Raw genomic sequence first — 18,756 nt, 5'->3', positions numbered from 1 at the left:
AGGGATTCGGAGGCGGATGAAAGGGGGCGGCACACCGCCCGGCCCGCCTGTCACCGCCCCCGTGTCTCCCCGACCACCCGGACAAGCTCGCGGCGCAGCTTGAGACGGATCGCCCGGGGGAAATCGCGATGTCCGCGCGCGGTGAGCACGAAGCCGTCGCGGGTGGCGACGTGTCGCCTGTAAAAGCCGGTGATCGCTTGGCCGAGGCTTTCGATCGCGAGGCCGTTGATCGTGACGCCCATCGCTTCGGCACGTCGGCGGGCAGTCCCCACATCGCCGCCGTCATTGGGCGTGCCGTCGCCGGACACGTCGATCACGAGGCGATGGCAATCGGGGGCCCGCTCGATCAGTTGCAGCGCTGCGTGCAGCGCCTCGGCGGGGGCTGTGCCGCCCATCACGAAGGCGCGCGGCGTCGCCCTGACCCGGCCGGAGAAGTTGTCGAGGGCCGCGCGGTCAGCCGGCTGGATCCAGTCGGTGACGACGATCTGCTGGCCTGCGTCGGACCATTGCAGCACCGCCATCGCGACCTTTCCCATGAGCACCGCCTCGACCACGACGGGGTCGGCCAGCGCATCGGCCAGCCCGTCGATCTGGAGCCTGTATTCGGCCTCGTCGACCGAGTTCGACACATCCATGGCGAGCACCAGCGCCGTCTCGCAGGCCCGCGACATCGCGGGCACGAGCGCGCAGACGAGAGCAGGGGCAAGGGCAAAGGGCATGAGCCGGGCCATGGCCCATGCTGCACCGGAGCGCACACGCAGAGCAAGATTCTTGTCCGGCGATGACGTGGAGAAGATGAACTGGGGAAAGTGCAGGCTTCTGTTGCCAGGTGCCTGCGAACCCCGCCTTACGCTGCTAGGCGCAAGGGCTTAAGTTTCGGCAACCCGGACTGCTTAAGCAGCCAGAGCCATAGCCGGAGCACGGTTGTCGTTGGCAACTGTACAATTTTGGACCGATATCGGTGGTACCTCACCGAGACAAAGCCATCCTCTTTACACGTTCGTCGATCCTGTTTCGGCCCCATCTGCCCCCAACGAGGGATGTATGGTGGAGCCGCCGGGTACCGCCCCCGGGTCCGATCCGCTTATTACAGGCGCGTTTATGTCCATAGTTCCCGAAGGAACATTGCGAATATAGGCGGGCCGCCGCCGCTTGAAAAGGGGGGGTGGCATGAAAGCCGGGTGTTCGGATTAGAGGAGCGCAGGGCAACCTCTCGCCGCAATCCGGTGGCCGCGATCCTATTTCGCCGGTAGGTTGCCCGGATGACCCAGATACCCTCACTCACGATCCGCGCGGCCGAACCGGACGACGCCGCTGCACTTACCGAGATGGCGAACCTGCCCGGTGTGCGGCACGGCACGCTGCAGTTGCCCTTCGGGCCCCGCGCACGGCTCGAACAGCGGCTGGCAGCGACCGGGGACGATCACCTGCTCGTCGGCGAAATCTGCGATACGGGGGCGACGCGCGAGATCGTCGCCCATGGCGGCCTGCTGCGCGGCAAGAGGCGCAGGGCCCATGTGGGCGAGATCCTCCTGATCGTGCATGACGACCACATCGGCCGGGGCCATGGCACGGCGATGCTGCGCGCGCTTCTCGACCTGGCCGACGAATGGCTCGGGCTGCGGCGTCTGGAGCTTGAGGTGAACACCGACAACCTCGCGGCGATCCGGCTCTATGAGCGGCACGGCTTCGAGATCGAGGGGACCAAGCGGGGTGATGCGCTGCGCGCAGGCGAATTGATCGATTGTCACATCATGGGGCGGCTTCGCGAGGCCCCGCGCCTCGCGCCACCTTTCGACCCTCTCTAGCCAGCGCGCGACCTAGCCAGCGCGCGACGGCGGAGCAGGGGCCGCACGAAAACGGCCCCCGTTGGTTCTTTCAAGGCGGCTCAGAAGCCCGACTTGATCATCTCGAAGGTCTCGGCGTGCTGCTCACGCAGCGCGTTCGAGATCGGCAGCTGCGCCAGCACCGGCACTTCGATCTTCTCGAGACCCGAGGCGGTCAGCGTTTCCTCGTCGATCTCGCCCAGCGCCGCGGCGTTGGCGGTGCCGAAGCCCGCCTCGAGCAGAGGCATCGCCGCGTCCGAGGCCAGCATCGCGTTGACGTAGTCGTAGGCGAGATCCTCCGAACCGGGCGCGTCCTTCATCTTCACGTAGCCGCACAGCCAAAGCGAGGAACCCTCGCTCGCCTCGCGCTGAAAGCCGATGGGGCGGCCTTCCTCGACCATCGCGGGAAAGGTCTCGTTCCACGCCCAGCTCACCAGCACCTCTCCCGAGGCCAGAAGCTGGCTCAGCTCGGCCGGGTCGGTCCAATAGGTGCGCAGATTGGGATGCACCTCGCGCAGCCACGCGGTCGCGGCCTCGAATTCGGCTGCGCCTGCCTGCGTCCAGTCGGTCGTGCCGGTGGCGAGATAGGCCAGCGCGTAGGCGTCGTCGACATTGTCGGGCAACGCCACGCGGCCCGCATAGGCCGGGTCGGTGAAAACGTCGAGCGAGCCCACGTCCTCGGCCGGGACCTCTTCGGGGTTATAGGCGATGGCGGTGGAGCCGAAATCGGTGGGCAAGAAATAGACCTCCTCCGTCTTGCCGCCGACCTGCTGGCCGGTGAGGTTCTGGTCGAGATCCTCCCAAGCGTCGACCTTCGAGGTGTCCCACGGCGCGATCAGCCCGCTTTCGGTCCATTTGGTGACCGAGCCCGCGCAGATATGGGTGATGTCGGCGCGAAAGCCTGAGCGCAGCTTCTGGAATGCCTCCTCCTCGTCGCCGAAGAAGGAATAGGTCGGCTCGCCATGCGCCTCGCCGTAGGCCGGGTGGAACGACGGCTCCTCGAATCCCGGATAGTCGAGCACGGTGAGGCTGCCATCCTGCGCCGCGGCGGCGGTGGCGAGGGCGGCGAGAGAGGCGGCGCCGAGAAGACGGAGGTGGATCATGCAATGGCTCCAGTTGGTTGCGCGGCTCCCGCGCGGCACGCGAAGCCTAGAAGCGGCCCCCCGCCGCATCAAGTCCCATGAATGTCCCGCGATTGCGCCGCCCTTCGGGACGTGCATTCATGCCCGCAAGACAGGTTTGCCCAAGGGAGGATGTCCATGTTCAAGGCGCTTTTGGTCGAAAAGGACGAGGCGGGCGCGACCCATGCCTCGGTGCAGGAGCTCGACGACGCACGTCTGCCCGAGGGCGAGGTGACCGTCGCTGTCGAGTATTCGACGCTGAACTACAAGGACGGGCTGTGCATCGGGCCGGGCGGCGGGCTGGTGCGCAGCTATCCGCATGTGCCGGGCATCGATTTCGCGGGCACGGTCGAGGCCTCCGAGGACGACCGCTACGCCCCCGGCGACAAGGTGGTGCTGACCGGATGGCGCGTGGGCGAGGCGCATTGGGGCGGTTACGCCACCCGCGCACGGGTCAAGGCCGACTGGCTGGTGCCGTTGCCCCAAGCGCTTTCGGCGCGCGACGCGATGGCGGTGGGCACCGCCGGTCTCACGGCGATGCTCGCGGTGATGGCGCTCGAGGCGCATGGGCTCAGAACCGGGCAGGGGCCGGTGCTGGTCACCGGGGCGGCGGGCGGCGTGGGCTCGGTCGCCACGGCGATCCTCGCCTCGCTCGGCCACGAGGTCGCGGCCGTCACCGGGCGGCCCGAGACCGAGGATTACCTGCGCGATCTGGGCGCGGCCTCGATCGTGCCGCGCGCCGAGCTGAACGAGACCACGAAGAAACCGCTCGAAAGCGAGCGCTGGGCGGGCTGCGTCGATGCGGTGGGCGGGGCGATGCTGGCGCGCGTTCTGGGCCAGCTCAACTACGGCGCCTCGGTCGCGGCGGTGGGCCTTGCGGGGGGGACGGACCTGCCCGCCAAGGTGATCCCCTTCTTGCTGCGCGGCGTGAACCTTCTGGGCATCGACAGCGTCATGCAGCCCTATGACAACCGCGTCGAAGCCTGGGAGCGGATCGCACGCGACCTGCCGATGGAAAAGCTGCGTGCGATGATCCGCCCGGCGCGGCTCGGCGATCTGCCGGATCTGGGGGCCGAAATCCTCAAGGGGCAGGTGCGCGGACGGGTCGTGGTGGACGTCGCCGGCTGAGCCACGGCCGCCGACACGCATCGGTTGACCCCGTGACGTATGCCGCCACGGGGTCGCATTCCGTGATATGATGTGACAGACACACGTTTTCTTGACCTCGGCCTCTCGGGCCTAGGTCTTCGTGTGACATCTAGCATTGGGGGTGACGATGACGACGCCGGATACGGATCCAGACGCGACAGACGGCACGCGTCTCATAGACGAAACCGACTACGAGGTCGGTCAGGACAACATCCAGACACAGATCGGGCCCTTCGGTCTCGACATCCACAACCCGGTGTTCCTGATCGCGGGTCTCGGGATCGTGGCCTTCGTGCTCGGCACGCTCATGGTGCCCGAGGCCGCGACCTCGATGTTCGGAGGGCTGCGCGACTGGCTCACCGGCGATTTCTCGTGGTTCTTCATCCTGTCGGGCAACATCTTCGTGCTGTTCGGCCTGATGCTGATCGTGACCCCGCTGGGCTCGGTGCGGCTGGGCGGCGCGGCGGCGCGGCCCGATTACGGCTATGCGGGCTGGTTCGCGATGCTCTTTGCCGCCGGTATGGGCATCGGCCTGATGTTCTACGGCGTGTCCGAGCCGCTGTCGCATTTCTCGACCTCCTTCGCCGAGGGCGCAGGCAGCCCCGAAAGCTGGGCGCCGCTCGCGGGTGCGGCGGGCGATGCCGAAGCCGCGCGTCAGCTCGGCATGGCGGCGACGATCTATCACTGGGGCCTGCACCCTTGGGCGATGTATGCCGTGGTGGCGCTGGCGCTGGGTCTGTTCAGCTACAACCAGGGCTTGCCGCTCACCATCCGCTCGGCCTTCTACCCGATCTTCGGTGAACGCGTCTGGGGCTGGACCGGGCACATCATCGACATCGTCGCGGTCTTCGCCACGCTGTTCGGCCTCGCCACTTCGCTGGGCTTCGGCGCGGAGCAGGCGGTCGCGGGGATGGATTTCCTGTTCGGCACCGGTGACACCGCCGAGAACACCCGCGCGGTGTTCGGGCTGAGCTACAACAACCCGTTGCTGAACCCCGAGGGCGACGAGGTCGGCCGCTCCGGCGCCGGGCTCAAGATCCTGCTGATCCTCGGCATCACCGCCATCGCCACCGTCTCGGTCATGGCCGGTCTCGACGGCGGCGTGAAGCGTGCCTCCGAGATCAACATGGTGCTGGCCTTCCTGCTGCTGCTCTTCGTGCTCTTCGTCGGGCCCACCGGCACCATCATCAACACCTTCTTCGCCTCGCTCTGGGCCTATGTCGTCAACTTCCCGGCGCTGAGCCAGCCCTTCGGGCGCGAGGACGCCAACTTCTCCCAAGGTTGGACCGCCTTCTACTGGGCGTGGTGGATCAGCTGGTCCCCCTTCGTCGGCATGTTCATCGCCCGCGTCAGCCGTGGCCGTACCGTGCGCGAGTTCATGATCGCTGTGCTGCTCGTGCCGTCGATGGTCTGCGTGCTGTGGATGAGCGTTTTCGGCGGCACCGCGATCACGCAGGTGGTGCAGGACAGCTTCACGGGCGCGGCCGAGGCGGCGCTGCCGGTACAGCTGTTCGAGATGCTGAGCCAGCTGCCGTTGGCCACGATCACCTCTCTGATCGGCGTCGTGCTGGTGATCGTGTTCTTCGTGACCTCGTCGGATTCGGGCTCGCTGGTCATCGACACCATCACCTCGGGCGGCAAGGTCGACGGCCCGCTGCCGCAGCGCATCTTCTGGTGCGTGTTCGAGGGCCTCGTGGCAATCGCGCTGCTGTTGGGCGGCGGTCTCGCGGCCCTGCAGGCGATGGCGGTGGCCACGGGCTTTCCATTCGCCTTCCTGCTATTGGTGATGTGCGTCGCGATCTTCATCGCGCTGAGAAACGAGCGCAGGAACCCGACGCCCTGAGGCGTCAACGTATCGCCGCATGACCGGGCGGCCCCCATGGCAGGGGCCGCCCGTTTCGGCAAGGATATGCCGCACTGCGGCAAATTCCCGGGCGCGAGGGCTTTCCAGTCGCGACATCGCCCTATGATATCCCCCCATGATGCTGTTTCAGACCTTTTCCGATTTCGGTCTCGGCTGGCTCCCGGCCTGGGCCGTGATCCTGATCGACATGGGGCTGGCGATCGCGCTGGCCGTGATCGTCCATGCCTGTCTCTACGCGGCCCTGCGCCGCTGGGCGCAAGGCAGCAAGATGTTCCGCCGCAACCTCGTGGAGCAGACGCGCGGGCCCGCCCGCCTTGCGATGATCTTTTTGTTCATGGCCCCTGCCGCCAGCGTCGCGCCGCTGTCGCCCTCGGACGAACAGGTTCTGCATCATATCGTGCTGGTCGGGACGATCCTGCTCATCGGCTGGGTCGGGCGCATCGTGATCGACGTCTGGGCCAAGCTGCATCTGCGCCGCTTCACGCTCGATGCCGAAGACAATTTGATGGCGCGTAAGCACATCACCCAGACCAAGATCTTCCTGCGCGTCTCCTCGGTGATGATCTCGCTTATCACCATCGCCACGGCGCTGATGACCTTCGAGGGGGTGCGCCAATACGGCGTGTCGCTGCTGGCCTCGGCCGGGGCGGCGGGCATCGTCGCCGGCCTGGCGCTGCAGCCGGTCCTGAAAAACCTCTTCGCCGGCATCCAGCTTGCCATGACGCAGCCGATCCGCATCGACGACGCGCTCATCGTCGAGGGGGAATGGGGCAATGTCGAGGAGATCACCTCGACCTACGTGGTGATCCGGATCTGGGACTGGCGGCGGATGATCGTGCCGCTGAGCTACTTCATAGAGCAGCCGTTCCAGAACTGGACCCGCGAGAATTCGCAGCTGATCGGCACGGTGCTGATCTATCTCGACCATTCCGCGCCGGTGGACCGCATCCGCGACAAGGCGCGCGAAATCGCCGAGGCCAGCACGCTGTGGGACCGAGACGTGTTCAACCTCGCCGTCACCGATTTCCGCGAGCGGGTCATGGAGGTGCGGCTCCTCGTGTCGGCGCGCAATGCGCCGCGCGCCTTCGACCTGCGCTGCGAGATGCGCGAGAGGCTGGTGGCGTGGATTCAGGCCGAGATCCCGCACGCCCTGCCGCGCACCCGCGAGGAGCTGACGCTACAGACCGGGCACCCCGCGTTCGAGACGCGACGCGACGGCGCGTCTTGATCGGGCGGGCGCGGCGCTAGCTCGGGACGAAAGCGCCCGAGGAGTGACACCATGCCCGCCCCGATCCTGATCTGGCTGCGCCGCGACCTGCGGCTCGCCGACCATCCGCTTTTGAGCGAGGCCGTGATGACCGGCGCGCCGCTGATCCCGGTCTTTCTTCATGACGAGGTGGTCGACGAACAGGGTGCCGCGCCGCGCTTTCGGCTCGGCCTGTCGGTCGAAAGCTTCGCGCGCGATCTCGACGCCATCGGATCGAAGCTGGTGCTGCGGCGGGGAAGGGCGCTCGACAGCCTGCGGGCGCTGGCGGCCGAAACCGGCGCGCGCGCGGTCTGGTGGAGCCGCGCCTACGACCCCGAGGCGCGGGCGCGCGATGCCGAAACCATGGAGGGCCTCGACGCCGAGGGGATCGAGACCCGCGACTTCACCGGCCATCTGCTGTTCGAGCCCGAAAGCGTGGAGACCAAGACCGGCGGCTATTACAAGGTCTATACGCCCTACATGAAATCGCTGCGCGGTCGCGATCCCGGCGCGCCCTTGCCCGCGTCCGCGCGCCTGCCCGCGCCCGACCGCTGGCCCCCAAGCGAAAGCCTCGACGATTGGGACATGGGCCGCGACATGAACCGGGGCGGGGCGGTGGTGGCGCAGTACCTCACCGTCGGGGAGGCGGCGGCGCGCGCGCGGCTCGACCGCTTCGTGGCCGAACGGATCGAGGATTACGGCCTCGCCCGCGACCGGCCCGACATCGACGGCACCTCGGGGCTGTCGGAGAACCTCACCTATGGCGAGATCGGCATTCGGACTTGCTACCGCGCCGCCCTCGCCGCGCGTGAGGCGGGGGCCGAAGGGGCCGAGACTTTTCTCAAGGAGTTGATCTGGCGCGAGTTCGCCTATCACCTGCTGCACCACACGCCTCGGCTGATCACCCGCAACTGGCGCGCCGAATGGGACCGGTTCCCGTGGTCCGAGGATGGCGACAGTCCCGAGGCCACGGCGTGGAAGCGGGGCCGCACGGGGATGCGCTTTGTCGATGCCGCGATGCGCGAGCTTTATGCGACGGGACGGATGCACAACCGCGCGCGGATGATCGTCGGCAGCTATCTCACCAAGCACCTGATGACACACTGGAAGATCGGCCACGACTGGTTCGCCGACTGCCTGATCGACTGGGACCCGGCCAACAACGCGCTGGGCTGGCAGTGGATCGCGGGCTCCGGCCCCGACGCCGCGCCCTATTTCCGGGTCTACAACCCCGAGAGCCAGCTTGCGAAGTTCGACCCCGACGGGGCTTATGTTCGCGCGTGGATCGCCGAAGGGCAATCCGCGCCGCCTCGGACCGCGCTGGATTTCCTCGCCGCCGCGCCGCGCCACTGGGGGCTGTCGGCGGAGATGGCCTATCCCGAGCCGATCATCGGCGCGGCCGAGGGGCGCGACCGGGCGCTCGCGGCCTATAGGGCGCGCGACGCCTGAGGCGCGTCGCGGCACCGCCACCGCGTGACAAGCCGCGCGGCTCGGGTAATCTGGACCCGCGGGGGCGCCTCGGCCCCGGCAGGACACGGAGCGCGCGTGATGATCCTGACGAGCACCGAAGGCCAGACCGATCTGCCACGCTACTTCGCGCAGGTCTTCGCTATGATGCGCGGGATCGAGCATGGGCGGCTCGACATCGTGCTGCCCGACGGGCGGCGGTTTCGCGCGCAGGGGCCGAAGCCGGGCTTCGCCGCCGAGATCGCGGTCCACGACCCCGACTGCTTCGCGCGGCTGATCCGCGAGGGCGATCTGGGGTTTTCGGAGGCCTATGTCGATGGGGCGTGGTCCTCGCCAGACCTCTTGGGTCTTCTGGACTTCGTGCATGAGGAGGTCGAGGTGCTGTTCGACGGGTTTCCGGGCCGCAGGATGTTGCGCGCCTATGAGCGTTTGCGCTTCTGGCTGCGCGCCAACAGCCCCACGCAGGCGCGGCGCAACATCCGGCACCATTACGATCTGGGCAACGCGTTCTACGCGCTCTGGCTCGACGAGACGATGACCTATTCCTCGGCCCTGTTCGACGGCGGGCAGCAGAGCCTCGAAGCGGCGCAACGGCGCAAATACGACAGCCTGCTCGACGCCATGGGCGCGCGGCCCGGTGATCGGCTGCTCGAGATCGGCTGCGGCTGGGGCGGCTTTGCCGAACATGCGGCGCGCGAAAGAGGGGTGCGGGTGACCGGTCTGACCATCAGCCCCGCGCAATACGAGCATGCGCAGGCGCGCATCGCGCGCGCCGGGCTGTCCGAGCGGGTCGAGCTGCGGCTGCAGGACTACCGCGAAGAGCGCGGGATCTATGACGGCATCGCCAGCATCGAGATGTTCGAGGCGGTGGGCGAGGCCTATTGGCCCGGCTATTTCGACCGGCTGCGCGCCTGCCTGCAGCCGGGCCGCCGCGCGGGCCTGCAAGTGATCACGGTGCAGGATCACCGTTTTGCGCAGTACCGGCGCGGCGTCGATTTCATCCAGAAGCACATTTTTCCGGGCGGCATGTTGCCCAGCCCCGGGATCTTGCGCGATCTGAGCGATGCGGCGGGGCTGCGCGTCGCGCGGTCCATCACCTTCGGCGACAGCTATTCGCGCACGCTGCGCCTGTGGCACGAGCGGTTCAACGACCGCTGGGACGAGATCGCGCGCCTCGGCTTTGATGTCAGATTCCGACGCATGTGGAATTTCTATCTCTGCGCCTGCGCCAGCAGCTTTCGCTCGGGCAATTGCGACGTTACGCAGTTCACCGTGACCCGACCGGCCTGAGCCGCTTCGGCCCCCCTCCGCCGTCTCTCAGGAGAGCCTTCATGCCCACCGCTTCCAAGCTTGTCGGAGCCCTGCTGTTCGCCGCGTTGGGCTATCTCGCCACGATACTGGCGACGCCGCTGCTGTCGGGGATATACGTGCCGGCCTCCGCGCCCGTCATCAACGCGGTGCTGGGCGCGATCACCGGCTGGTTCATCGCCGGGCCGCGGGTCGGCGGGGGCTGGCAGGGGGGCGTGAGCAACGGGCTGACGGCGACGGCCAGCGGGCTGTTGATGGCGATCGTGCTGCATGGAGCGATTTTCATGTGGCGCAGCGCCATGCGGGGCCGATACCGCGACCCGGTGGATGCGCTCGAGGCAATGATCGATTTTTGGTTCGTTGTGGCGCAGCGCCTCGCCGTGCCGCAGGTGATCGGGCTGCTGCTCGTCGGCGGCGTGGCGGTCGGGCTGGCGCTCGAATTGACGCGCTCACGGAGGTTCTGATGCACGAGTTGTTTCTTGTCGGGCCGCTCGCCGCGCCGGGCGTGTTCGAGGCCGTCACCGGGGTCGACTGCACGCACCGCCTGGCGCGGCTCGCCGATCATGCGCTCGTCGGCGCGGCCGATGCCGCGCCCGCGGTCGTCGCGCGGCGAGGGGACGTGCTCGAAGGCCGGCTCGTGGCGCGGCCCGACGCTACGGCGCGAGACCGGCTCGAGAGCTATGCCGCGACGCTCGGGCTGAGCGAGCGCAAGGTCGAGATCGTTCTGCCGGGCGACGACGTCGTCGCCGCCGCGCTTCTCGCGCCCGAGGCCGAGCCGGACGCGCCCGACTGGTGTGTCGAGGCGTGGCGTGAGCGTTGGTCCGAAAGCTGGCCTCTCATCGCCGCCGAGATCGCCTTGCATATGCCACCGATAACGCCGGGCAGCTTTGCGCGGCAAAAGACGATGATGGCGGTCAGGGCGCAGTCACGGCTACGCGCGGCGCGAGCGCCCGCACCCGCGACGCTGCGCCGCGAGGCCGCACCGGGCGATTTCACGTGGCGGCCCGACGCGCCGCTCGCGGGGCAGTTCTTCAAGCTCGCCGGGCTGCGCATCGATCATGCGCGCTTCGACGGCGGCCGCGCTGAGGCATTGCCGCGCGAGGTGCTGGTGGGGGTCGATGCGTGCCTCGTGCTGCCCTATGACCCGCGCCGCGACCGGGTGCTTCTGGTCGAGCAGTTTCGCACCGGCCCCGTCAGGCGTGGCGCGTCGAACCCGTGGAGCCTCGAGCCGGTGGCGGGCATCGTCGATCCGGGCGAAACCCCCGAAGCCGCGGGTCTGCGCGAGTCCTTCGAGGAGGCGGGGCTGCGGCTCGATGCGTTGATTCCGATCTTCGGCGGCTATCCTTCGCCGGGCTCGAACACGGACTACTTTCATTGCTACCTTGCGCTGGCCGACCTGCCACGCGAGGAAAGCTGGCGCGGCGGCCTCGCCGAGGAGCACGAGGATCTGCGGCTGCATGCGATCTCCTTCACGCGGGCGATGGATCTGGTGCTTTCGGGCGAGATCGACGTGATCCCGATGCAGGGCATGCTCTACTGGCTCGCACATCATCGTGCACGGCTGCGAGCCGATGCGGGGGTGTCAGACGCTTGAGTTCTGCGCCGCCGCTGCCTATTGCTCGGGCAACACAGGAAAGGCCGCCAAATGGACATCAAATCCGATCTCGCCGCCGCCGTCGGCAACACCCCCCTGATCCGGCTGCGCGCCGCCTCCGAGGCGACGGGCTGCGAGATTCTGGGCAAGGCCGAGTTCCTGAACCCCGGCCAGTCGGTCAAGGACCGCGCCGCGCTCTGGATGATCCGCGACGCGGTGGCGAAGGGCACGCTCAAGCCCGGTGGCACGATCGTCGAGGGCACGGCGGGCAACACCGGCATCGGTCTGGCGCTGATGGGCGCCTCGATGGGTTTCAAGACCGTCATCGTGATCCCCGAGACCCAGAGTCAGGAAAAGAAGGACATGCTGCGGCTCGCGGGGGCCGAACTGGTGCAGGTGCCCGCCGCGCCCTATCGCAACCCCAACAACTATGTCCGCTATTCAGGCCGCCTCGCCGAGGAGTTGGCGCGCACCACGCCCGAGGGCGTGCTCTGGGCCAACCAGTTCGACAACATCGCCAACAGGCAGGCGCATATCGACGCCACCGGCCCCGAGATCTGGGAGCAGACCAAGGGCAAGGTCGACGGCTTCATTTGCGCCGTGGGCACGGGCGGCACGCTGGCGGGCGTCGGCATGGCGCTGCAGCCCAAGGGCGTGAAGATCGGTCTCGCCGATCCCGAAGGGGCCGCGCTGCACAGCTTCTACACCACCGGTGAGCTGAAGGCCGAGGGCGATTCGATTACCGAAGGCATCGGGCAGGGGCGGATCACCGCCAATCTCGAAGGCTTTACCCCCGATTTCAGCTACAAGATCCCCGACGCCGAAGCCTTGCCGATCGTGTTCGACCTGCTGCAGCACGAGGGTCTCTGCTTGGGCGGCTCTTCGGGCATCAATCTGGCGGGTGCAATCCGCATGGCGCGGGATCTGGGGCCGGGCCACACCATCGTGACGGTGCTGTGCGATTACGGCACGCGCTACCAGTCCAAGCTTTTCAACCCCGGCTTCCTGAAGTCGAAGGGGCTGCCGACGCCGGACTGGCTCGATCAGGGCCCGTCCTCCATCCCGGGCGTCTTCGAGGACGCATGAGCGCCCGCATTCCGGCGGCCCGCAAGGGATCGCGCCTCGCCGGTCGGCTGATGCTGACCATCTGGCTTGCCCTGTGGGTCGGGCCTGTCCTTGCACAGGGAATCGCGCCTGCGCCGGGCGGGCTGTTCGATGCGCCCGAGGCCGAGACGGCCGCCCCGCCTGAAGCCGTCCCCTCCGACGCCCCGGCCGCCAGCATCGAGGAGGCGCTGAGCCCCGAGGTGATCGAAGCCGCGGATGGGGTCACCGACGGGACGACCGCCGAAGCTGCCGAAGGGGAAGGGGAAGGCGAGGCCCTGACCCCGGCCACCGCCTATCCGTCAGGGGGCGAAAGCCTGCCCGGCACCGGGCCGCTTTCGGCGGTTCTGGCCGCGAATGGCGTGAACTGGGAAAGCTGGGAACGCACGACGGCGCGCAGCGAAGCCATGTCCGAGCGCGGGCAGGGGTCCGACTTCGCGTTGCAGCGGCTGCGCGAGGACCTCGTGGTTTGGCGCGACAGGTTCCAGCAGGCACGCGGCGCCAACAGTGGCCGCATCGGCACCGTCGAGGCGCAGCTCACAGCGCTCGGGGCCGCGCCTGAGGCGGGGGGTGAGGACGCCTCCATCGCCGCGCGCCGCGCCGCCCTCACCGAACAGCTGATGCGGCTGCGCGCGCCCGTGCGCCTCGCCGACGAAGCCTATGCCCATGCCGACGGTCTCATCCGCGAGATCGATCGGCTGATCCGCGAGCGGCGGGGCAGGACGCTCGGCGATCGCGGCGCCTCGCCGCTCAATCCGGGTCTCTGGGCCCCCGCGCTGGTCGTGATGTTCGAACGGGCCGAGGCGCTGAGTGCCGAGCTCTGGGCGGGCTGGACCTCGCAGACCCGGCGCGACGCGTTGCGCGCCGTGCTGGCCGAGGTGCTGCTTCTGGGGGTGATCGGCGGGCTGTTGATGCGCGCGGGTCTCTGGGCGCGGCACCTGCGCCGCCGCATCCTCGTCGCCGACCGGCGCGGATCGCGCGCGATGGGCTTCATGGTATCTCTGGGACAGGTGGCGTTGCCTTATGCGGGGCTGGTGTCGATCGCGCGCGCGCTCGATATCGCCGGGATGGACGGGCCGCGCGCGGGCGCGTTGCTGTCGGTCCTGCCGATGGCCGGTCTTGCGGTGCTTTTGGCGCGCTGGATGGCGGGGCAGTTCTTTGGCCCCGAGGCGGCGCAACCGATCGCAGGCATCGCATTGGCGCGGCAGACCCGCGCCCGGCGGCAGCTGATGTGGCTTGGCTGGGCCATCGCGCTGGCGCAGGTGTCCCAGGCCCTCATCGCCACGGCGGACGCGCCCGACGGCGCCGAGGCTGCGCTCTACCTGCCGCTGCAGCTCCTGATGGCGATCCCGCTGTTCTTGCTGGGCCGGACGCTCGCCGGGGTGGCGCGCGACGGCGCTCCGGCCACGGCGGTGCCGACGCCGCAGCCCGAGGCGGCGCGGCGCGACACGACGGGGTTCCGGCAGGGGCTCTTGTCGGTGCTGGGCAAGGTGGCCATGGCGGTGGCCGTTCTGGCACCGCTGCTGTCGATCCTCGGCTATGCGGCGCTGTCGGATGCGCTGCTGATCCCGGCGATCAAGACGATGATGCTGATCGGCGTGCTGGTGCTCTTGCAGCGATTGGTGTTCGACTTGTGGACCGTGGCGACCGGGTCCGAGGACGTGGCGCGCGACGCGCTGGTGCCGGTCCTGATCGGGCTGTTCCTGATCCTCGCCGCGGTGCCGGTGCTGGCGCTGATCTGGGGCGCGCGCCCCGAGGATCTTGCCGAGGTCTGGACCCGGTTCCGCGAGGGCTACTCCTTCGGCGAAACCCGGCTGCAGCCGACCGATCTGATGTGGCTCTTCGTGATCTTCGTGATCGGCTACGCGCTGACACGGCTGATCCAGCGGGCGCTACGCTCGGTGGTGCTGCCGCGCACCAAGCTCGACCTTGGCGGTCAGAACGCCGTCGCGGTGGGTTTTGGCTATGTCGGCATCACGTCGGCGGCGATCCTCGCGATCACCACCGCCGGGCTCGACCTGTCGAACCTTGCCATCGTCGCCGGTGCGCTCTCGGTCGGCATCGGTTTCGGCCTGCAGAACATCGTGTCGAACTTCGTCTCGGGCATCATCCTGCTGATCGAACGGCCGATCGGCGAAGGCGACTGGATCGAGGTCGGCGGGCAGTCGGGCTATGTGCGCGACATTTCGGTGCGATCGACCCGGATCGAAACCTTCGACCGGACCGACGTGATCGTGCCCAACGCCGATCTGGTGTCGAACCAGGTGACCAACTGGACCCGTGGCAACTCGGTCGGTCGTGTGATCGTGCCGGTGGGCGTGGCCTATGGCAGCGATCTGGTGCGGGTGCAGGAGATCCTGCTGGAGGTCGCCGAGGACCATCCGCTGGTGCTCGCCAACCCGGCGCCCGCGGTGCTGTTCCGCGCCTTCGGGCCATCGCGGCTCGAGTTCGAGATCCGGGCGATCCTGCGCGACATCAACTTCGTGGTCGCGGTGCAGTCCGAGATGAACAACGACATCGCGCGGCGCTTCAAGGCCGAGGGGATCGAGATTCCGTTCCCGCAGCAGGATCTGTGGCTGAAGAACCCCGAGGCGCTGCGCCCGGAGACGAGCTGAGAAAACGGCCGGGGCGGCTCTATTCCGCCGCCTCGTGCCGGGGCGCGTGGTCGCGCGCCTCGGTCTCGGGCTCGGGCAGCCCCTCACGCGACAGCAGGATCGCGATTGGCCTGAGCGCCGGAATCTCGGAGCAGACGATCATCGCGGCCACGGTGATCGGCACCGACAGAAACATCCCCGGGATGCCCCAGACCGCGCCCCAGAAGGCGAGAGAGATGATGATCCCGAACGACGAGAGTCTGAGCGCGCGGCCCATCATCATCGGGTCGAGAACGTTGCCGTTGATGAACTGGATCGTGCCGGTGATCGCGAAGATCGCCCCCGTCGTCGCGGGATCGCCCAGCTGCACATAGGCCACCAGCGCCACCAGCGCCGTGGCCACGATCGAGCCGATGTTGGGGATGTAGTTCAGGATGAAGGTGAGGATGCCCAGCGCCACCGCCAACTCCAGCCCGAAAAGCCCGGCCAGCGCCCAGACCATGACGCCGGTCATCAGCGACACCAGCGTCTTGACCGCGAGGTAACGGTTCACCCGGCGGATGATCGAGCCGATGATCCGGCCCACCCGGTCGGCCTGCACCGGGTCGCCCACGAAATTCATCAGCTTGGTCGAGAACCAGACCCGCTCGGCGAAGAGAAAACCCACGAAGAGAATGACGAGCACCGTGCCTTGCATCAGGTTGCCCGCCTGGCTCGCCAGCGCCCGTATATAGCCGCCGAATTCCACCGTCTGCACGGAGTTGAGCACCGCGGCCTCGGTGTTTTCCCCCAGCCACGAGAACAGAGCCGCGATCGCCTCGGGGGCGCGGTCGACGTAGCTCAGCGTGGTGATCAGCACCGTGTTGATCTGCGCCAGCACGATCGAGGTCAGCGTGAGAAGGAGGGCGGCGATGGCGACTACGGCGGCGACGGAGGCCAGCCAGTTGGGGATCGCGAGCGGGCCGATGCGTGCGCGGGCGATGAAATTGATCGCGTCGCTCATGAGCGAGAAGATCACGATGGCCGTCACCAGCGAAATCAGCAGGAACCGCGCCTGCACCAGCAGAAACAGCACCACCGCGAAGGCGATGATGATGAGGGCGACATCCTGCACCCGGTGCGGATCGCGGGGGGAAAGGCGGGATCGCGGGCGGTCGGGTCGCAGCGTGTGGCGGGGCGGTTCGTTGATCAACTGGGGGTCTCGCGGCCTGTTACATTGACACTATGCGGGAGCGGCGAGCCAGTAGCAATCAAGGCACGATATTGCGTCATTTTCGGCTCTTGCAATGCCGGTTCGGCTTGGCTACTGAGCCCGCAACGGAGCGGTGGCCGAGTGGTCGAAGGCGCACGCCTGGAAAGTGTGTAGGCGGGGAACCGTCTCGAGGGTTCGAATCCCTCTCGCTCCGCCAGATACATCCAAAACTTCTCGTTACAACAATGATTTGCTGACGGACTGGCGTTATCCGTCCCCCATTTCAACCGCCATTTGGTTTTCGAGTGACGTCCTTGATGGGCTGTCAATGTGCGCTTAGAATCCGCAGGTTCGTGGATCTTGCTGGCTTGAGGTTCAATATCAGCCCGTACCCCTTTTTTCTGAACCGGCGGAATGCGAAGGCATGGGGGCATAGGTCCCATGTAATGCGCAAGCGGCTTTTCGACACGCTCCCCCCGTCCAGCAAGAAAGATCGAGGCAGCAGGGGACAGTGCCCTTGCGGTTCTAACGAAAGATAAAGCAATCGAGCCCCAGCACGTCAGACGCCGGTCTGAGCGCGGCCTCGGGAGTGACGTCCGTTCGGACTTTTCTATCAGTCGCCATGCGCCGAGGTAACAAGGGATTCGGGTGTGTCGCAGCGACAACGCTCGGCGTGCATGTTGCAGCCTCACCGGTCTGGACCAAAGGGGCGAACGGCGCTTCGGGTCGCGCGGTTAGGGCAGGGCCTTTCAACGCTGAAGAGGAAATATTGACGTCCGCGCTCACGATACCCACTGAAGTAGGCGACGACTCCAATTTCTTAGGAGGCACGACAGACTTAGTGGATGTAGGCACCACAGGCTTAACCCGACTTTTCGGCCCCAACAGCATTTCAATGGCGGCCCCCCAAAGTGCCTCGTCGTCAATCGAGGTGCGATAGGTCATGCTCTCGACCGGCTCATCCGACAACTCCGCCTGAAACCCTCTGTTAGTCATGCTTGCTCCATTGTCTCCGCTCAAACGGCTAGGCACCCAATATCGGTTCGTAAGGTTATGAACTGTCTCAATTCATCTGCTCTTCTCCTGTAGTGACGTTCGCAGGAGGAGAGAGCTAGCTAGGAGATACTGGCAAACCGCCGGTGCAGAATTCGGACGATTCGAGGGCGAATGCTGTTTGTAGCGACTGTGTCGTCGGGGACACCACACCGGCTTGGCTGCAACACTTGCAGTCGCCTTATATGCAGCTGGCGGGGTTTCAGCGCTTCTTTTCTCAATTCCCAATTTTTGGAAGTGAGCGTTGTCCGGCAGGCGCCGGTGCGACGTTGTTGCACATCTCGGTGAGGAGGATTCACCGAGCGGGTCCTGACGGTTAGTGGTCTTGCCCCTGTTTCACCGGACACTCAGGCGGTTGCGGTTTGAGCTGCGATGAGTTCGCGGGGCGAGCGCATCTTCAGCCCTGAGTGTGGGTGATGGATGTTGTAGTCCTCAAACCAGTCGGCGAGCAACTCGAGGACGGTAATGGCGTCCGGCAGCGGCGTGACGTGAACGTAGTCGCGCTTCAGCGTCTTCACGAAGGACTCCGCGATGCCGTTGCTCTGCGGGCTTTTCACCGGCGTGTAGCAGGGCTTCAGTCCCAGCTGCCGGGCGAAGATGCGGGTATCCTTGGCGACGTAGGGCGAGCCGTTGTCGCTGAGCATCTCGACAGGATGCGGCGCCCGGTAGCCGCCAAAGCGGGCCTCGACGGCCTCCAGCATCATGTCGCGGATGTCCGAGCCGCTGATGCCGGCGTTCACCACGGCCCGCCAGGCGATGATCTCCCGGTCATGCGCGTCGGTGATGAAGGCTCCTCGGACGATCTCACCGTTCCAGCAGGTGAACTCAAAGCCCACCGGCGAACGAATGTTCGAGCGCAGGGTGATGACCTTGCCCTCATGCGTCTGCTCCGGCCGCTCGGTGTATCTGCGCGCCAGCAGTAGGTCGTGCGCCTGCATGATGCGGTAGACCCGTTTGTGGTTCACGGGCGCGGCGCCATCGGCCCGAAGCCGTCGGTTCAGAACCGCCGCGATGCGCCTGTAGCCATAGGTCGGCCGCGCCGCCACGATCGCCGAGATCAGCGGAAGCACCACCGCGTCTTGCGCTTTGTGATAGCGCCGACGCGGCTTCGCGCTCTGAACCGCGCCGGGTTTGTCGGAGGCTCCAACTCCTGAGTAAGGTGGAGCATGAGCAAGACGACGAACAAGTATGCGCCTGAAGTGCGCGAGCGTGCGGTTCGCATGGTTCTGGGCAACGAAGGA

Annotated in this window: 14 protein-coding genes, 1 tRNA gene and 1 other RNA gene; 11 read left to right on the top strand and 5 right to left on the bottom strand. The window is 67.1% G+C overall.

Going from position 1 to position 18,756, the window contains the following annotated elements:
* Positions 1-50 precede the first annotated feature (50 nt).
* Positions 51-731 (bottom strand): DUF1194 domain-containing protein, encoded by a 681-nt coding sequence (locus ACJASC_RS04595; RefSeq protein ID WP_021693547.1) that lies wholly within the window; start codon positions 729-731, stop codon positions 51-53.
* A 77-nt stretch (positions 732-808) separates the two neighbouring features.
* Positions 809-1,163, bottom strand: a transfer-messenger RNA (tmRNA) gene (gene ssrA, locus ACJASC_RS04590).
* 99 nt (positions 1,164-1,262) lie between these two features.
* Between ssrA and ACJASC_RS04585 the strand changes: the two genes are divergently transcribed.
* Positions 1,263-1,808 (top strand): GNAT family N-acetyltransferase, encoded by a 546-nt coding sequence (locus tag ACJASC_RS04585; protein WP_415143934.1) that lies wholly within the window; start codon positions 1,263-1,265, stop codon positions 1,806-1,808.
* Positions 1,809-1,888: 80 nt separating this feature from the next.
* On the opposite strand, the gene ACJASC_RS04580 is transcribed toward ACJASC_RS04585, so the two are convergent.
* Positions 1,889-2,929 carry an ABC transporter substrate-binding protein gene (locus tag ACJASC_RS04580; protein ID WP_415143932.1) on the bottom strand — a complete coding sequence of 347 codons (1,041 nt, stop codon included), beginning with the start codon at positions 2,927-2,929 and terminating at the stop codon, positions 1,889-1,891.
* Positions 2,930-3,085: 156 nt separating this feature from the next.
* Here ACJASC_RS04580 and acuI point away from each other — a divergent pair, with 156 nt between their 5' ends.
* From acuI to ACJASC_RS04535, 9 genes are all read left to right on the top strand, one after another.
* Positions 3,086-4,075 carry an acryloyl-CoA reductase gene (gene acuI / locus ACJASC_RS04575; RefSeq protein ID WP_415143930.1) on the top strand — a complete coding sequence of 330 codons (990 nt, stop codon included), beginning with the start codon at positions 3,086-3,088 and terminating at the stop codon, positions 4,073-4,075.
* A 148-nt stretch (positions 4,076-4,223) separates the two neighbouring features.
* Positions 4,224-5,939 carry a BCCT family transporter gene (locus ACJASC_RS04570; RefSeq protein WP_415143928.1) on the top strand — a complete coding sequence of 572 codons (1,716 nt, stop codon included), beginning with the start codon at positions 4,224-4,226 and terminating at the stop codon, positions 5,937-5,939.
* 136 nt (positions 5,940-6,075) lie between these two features.
* Positions 6,076-7,188, top strand: a complete 1,113-nt coding sequence (locus ACJASC_RS04565; RefSeq protein ID WP_415143926.1) for a mechanosensitive ion channel family protein — start codon at positions 6,076-6,078, stop codon at positions 7,186-7,188.
* Positions 7,189-7,239: 51 nt separating this feature from the next.
* Positions 7,240-8,655 (top strand): cryptochrome/photolyase family protein, encoded by a 1,416-nt coding sequence (locus ACJASC_RS04560; protein ID WP_415143924.1) that lies wholly within the window; start codon positions 7,240-7,242, stop codon positions 8,653-8,655.
* Between the two features lie 99 nt (positions 8,656-8,754).
* Positions 8,755-9,963 carry a class I SAM-dependent methyltransferase gene (locus ACJASC_RS04555; RefSeq protein WP_415143922.1) on the top strand — a complete coding sequence of 403 codons (1,209 nt, stop codon included), beginning with the start codon at positions 8,755-8,757 and terminating at the stop codon, positions 9,961-9,963.
* Positions 9,964-10,004: 41 nt separating this feature from the next.
* Positions 10,005-10,445 carry a TrgA family protein gene (locus ACJASC_RS04550; protein WP_021693555.1) on the top strand — a complete coding sequence of 147 codons (441 nt, stop codon included), beginning with the start codon at positions 10,005-10,007 and terminating at the stop codon, positions 10,443-10,445.
* Complete coding sequence (locus tag ACJASC_RS04545) at positions 10,445-11,575, top strand: NUDIX domain-containing protein (RefSeq protein WP_415143920.1); 1,131 nt, start codon at positions 10,445-10,447, stop codon at positions 11,573-11,575. Before ACJASC_RS04550 ends, ACJASC_RS04545 begins: the two co-directional genes overlap by 1 nt.
* Before the next feature lie 51 nt (positions 11,576-11,626).
* Positions 11,627-12,661: a cysteine synthase A gene (locus ACJASC_RS04540; protein ID WP_415143918.1), complete on the top strand. Its 1,035-nt coding sequence runs from the start codon at positions 11,627-11,629 to the stop codon at positions 12,659-12,661.
* Entirely contained in the window at positions 12,658-15,291 is a 2,634-nt protein-coding gene (locus ACJASC_RS04535; RefSeq protein ID WP_415143916.1) for a DUF3772 domain-containing protein, read from the top strand. The genes ACJASC_RS04540 and ACJASC_RS04535 overlap by 4 nt, the downstream gene beginning before the upstream one ends.
* Positions 15,292-15,310: 19 nt before the next feature.
* On the opposite strand, the gene ACJASC_RS04530 is transcribed toward ACJASC_RS04535, so the two are convergent.
* Positions 15,311-16,435: an AI-2E family transporter gene (locus ACJASC_RS04530; protein ID WP_415144196.1), complete on the bottom strand. Its 1,125-nt coding sequence runs from the start codon at positions 16,433-16,435 to the stop codon at positions 15,311-15,313.
* Between the two features lie 154 nt (positions 16,436-16,589).
* Between ACJASC_RS04530 and ACJASC_RS04525 the strand changes: the two genes are divergently transcribed.
* Positions 16,590-16,679: transfer RNA gene (locus ACJASC_RS04525), tRNA-Ser, on the top strand.
* A 1,183-nt stretch (positions 16,680-17,862) separates the two neighbouring features.
* On the opposite strand, the gene ACJASC_RS04520 is transcribed toward ACJASC_RS04525, so the two are convergent.
* Positions 17,863-18,756 (bottom strand): IS3 family transposase (locus ACJASC_RS04520; protein ID WP_415143914.1); only part of this gene is annotated, 894 nt, incomplete at its 5' end.

This window comes from Limimaricola cinnabarinus (assembly GCF_047631075.1).
In the GTDB taxonomy this organism is placed as follows: Bacteria; Pseudomonadota; Alphaproteobacteria; order Rhodobacterales; family Rhodobacteraceae; genus Limimaricola; species Limimaricola cinnabarinus.
Note: the sequence above shows the minus strand (reverse complement) of the source record. Positions and strands in the feature narration are given on the sequence as shown.

Bases quoted from the DNA above. Each gene is read 5' to 3' on its own strand.
- acuI (WP_415143930.1), top strand. From the start codon at position 3,086: ATGTTCAAGGCGCTTTTGGTCGAAAAGGACGAGGCGGGCGCGACCCAT.
- ACJASC_RS04555 (WP_415143922.1), top strand. From the start codon at position 8,755: ATGATCCTGACGAGCACCGAAGGCCAGACCGATCTGCCACGCTACTTC.
- ACJASC_RS04535 (WP_415143916.1), top strand. From the start codon at position 12,658: ATGAGCGCCCGCATTCCGGCGGCCCGCAAGGGATCGCGCCTCGCCGGT.
- ACJASC_RS04585 (WP_415143934.1), top strand. From the start codon at position 1,263: ATGACCCAGATACCCTCACTCACGATCCGCGCGGCCGAACCGGACGAC.
- ACJASC_RS04540 (WP_415143918.1), top strand. From the start codon at position 11,627: ATGGACATCAAATCCGATCTCGCCGCCGCCGTCGGCAACACCCCCCTG.
- ACJASC_RS04595 (WP_021693547.1), bottom strand. From the start codon at position 731: ATGGCCCGGCTCATGCCCTTTGCCCTTGCCCCTGCTCTCGTCTGCGCG.
- ACJASC_RS04570 (WP_415143928.1), top strand. From the start codon at position 4,224: ATGACGACGCCGGATACGGATCCAGACGCGACAGACGGCACGCGTCTC.
- ACJASC_RS04545 (WP_415143920.1), top strand. From the start codon at position 10,445: ATGCACGAGTTGTTTCTTGTCGGGCCGCTCGCCGCGCCGGGCGTGTTC.
- ACJASC_RS04560 (WP_415143924.1), top strand. From the start codon at position 7,240: ATGCCCGCCCCGATCCTGATCTGGCTGCGCCGCGACCTGCGGCTCGCC.
- ACJASC_RS04580 (WP_415143932.1), bottom strand. From the start codon at position 2,929: ATGATCCACCTCCGTCTTCTCGGCGCCGCCTCTCTCGCCGCCCTCGCC.
- ACJASC_RS04550 (WP_021693555.1), top strand. From the start codon at position 10,005: ATGCCCACCGCTTCCAAGCTTGTCGGAGCCCTGCTGTTCGCCGCGTTG.
- ACJASC_RS04565 (WP_415143926.1), top strand. From the start codon at position 6,076: ATGATGCTGTTTCAGACCTTTTCCGATTTCGGTCTCGGCTGGCTCCCG.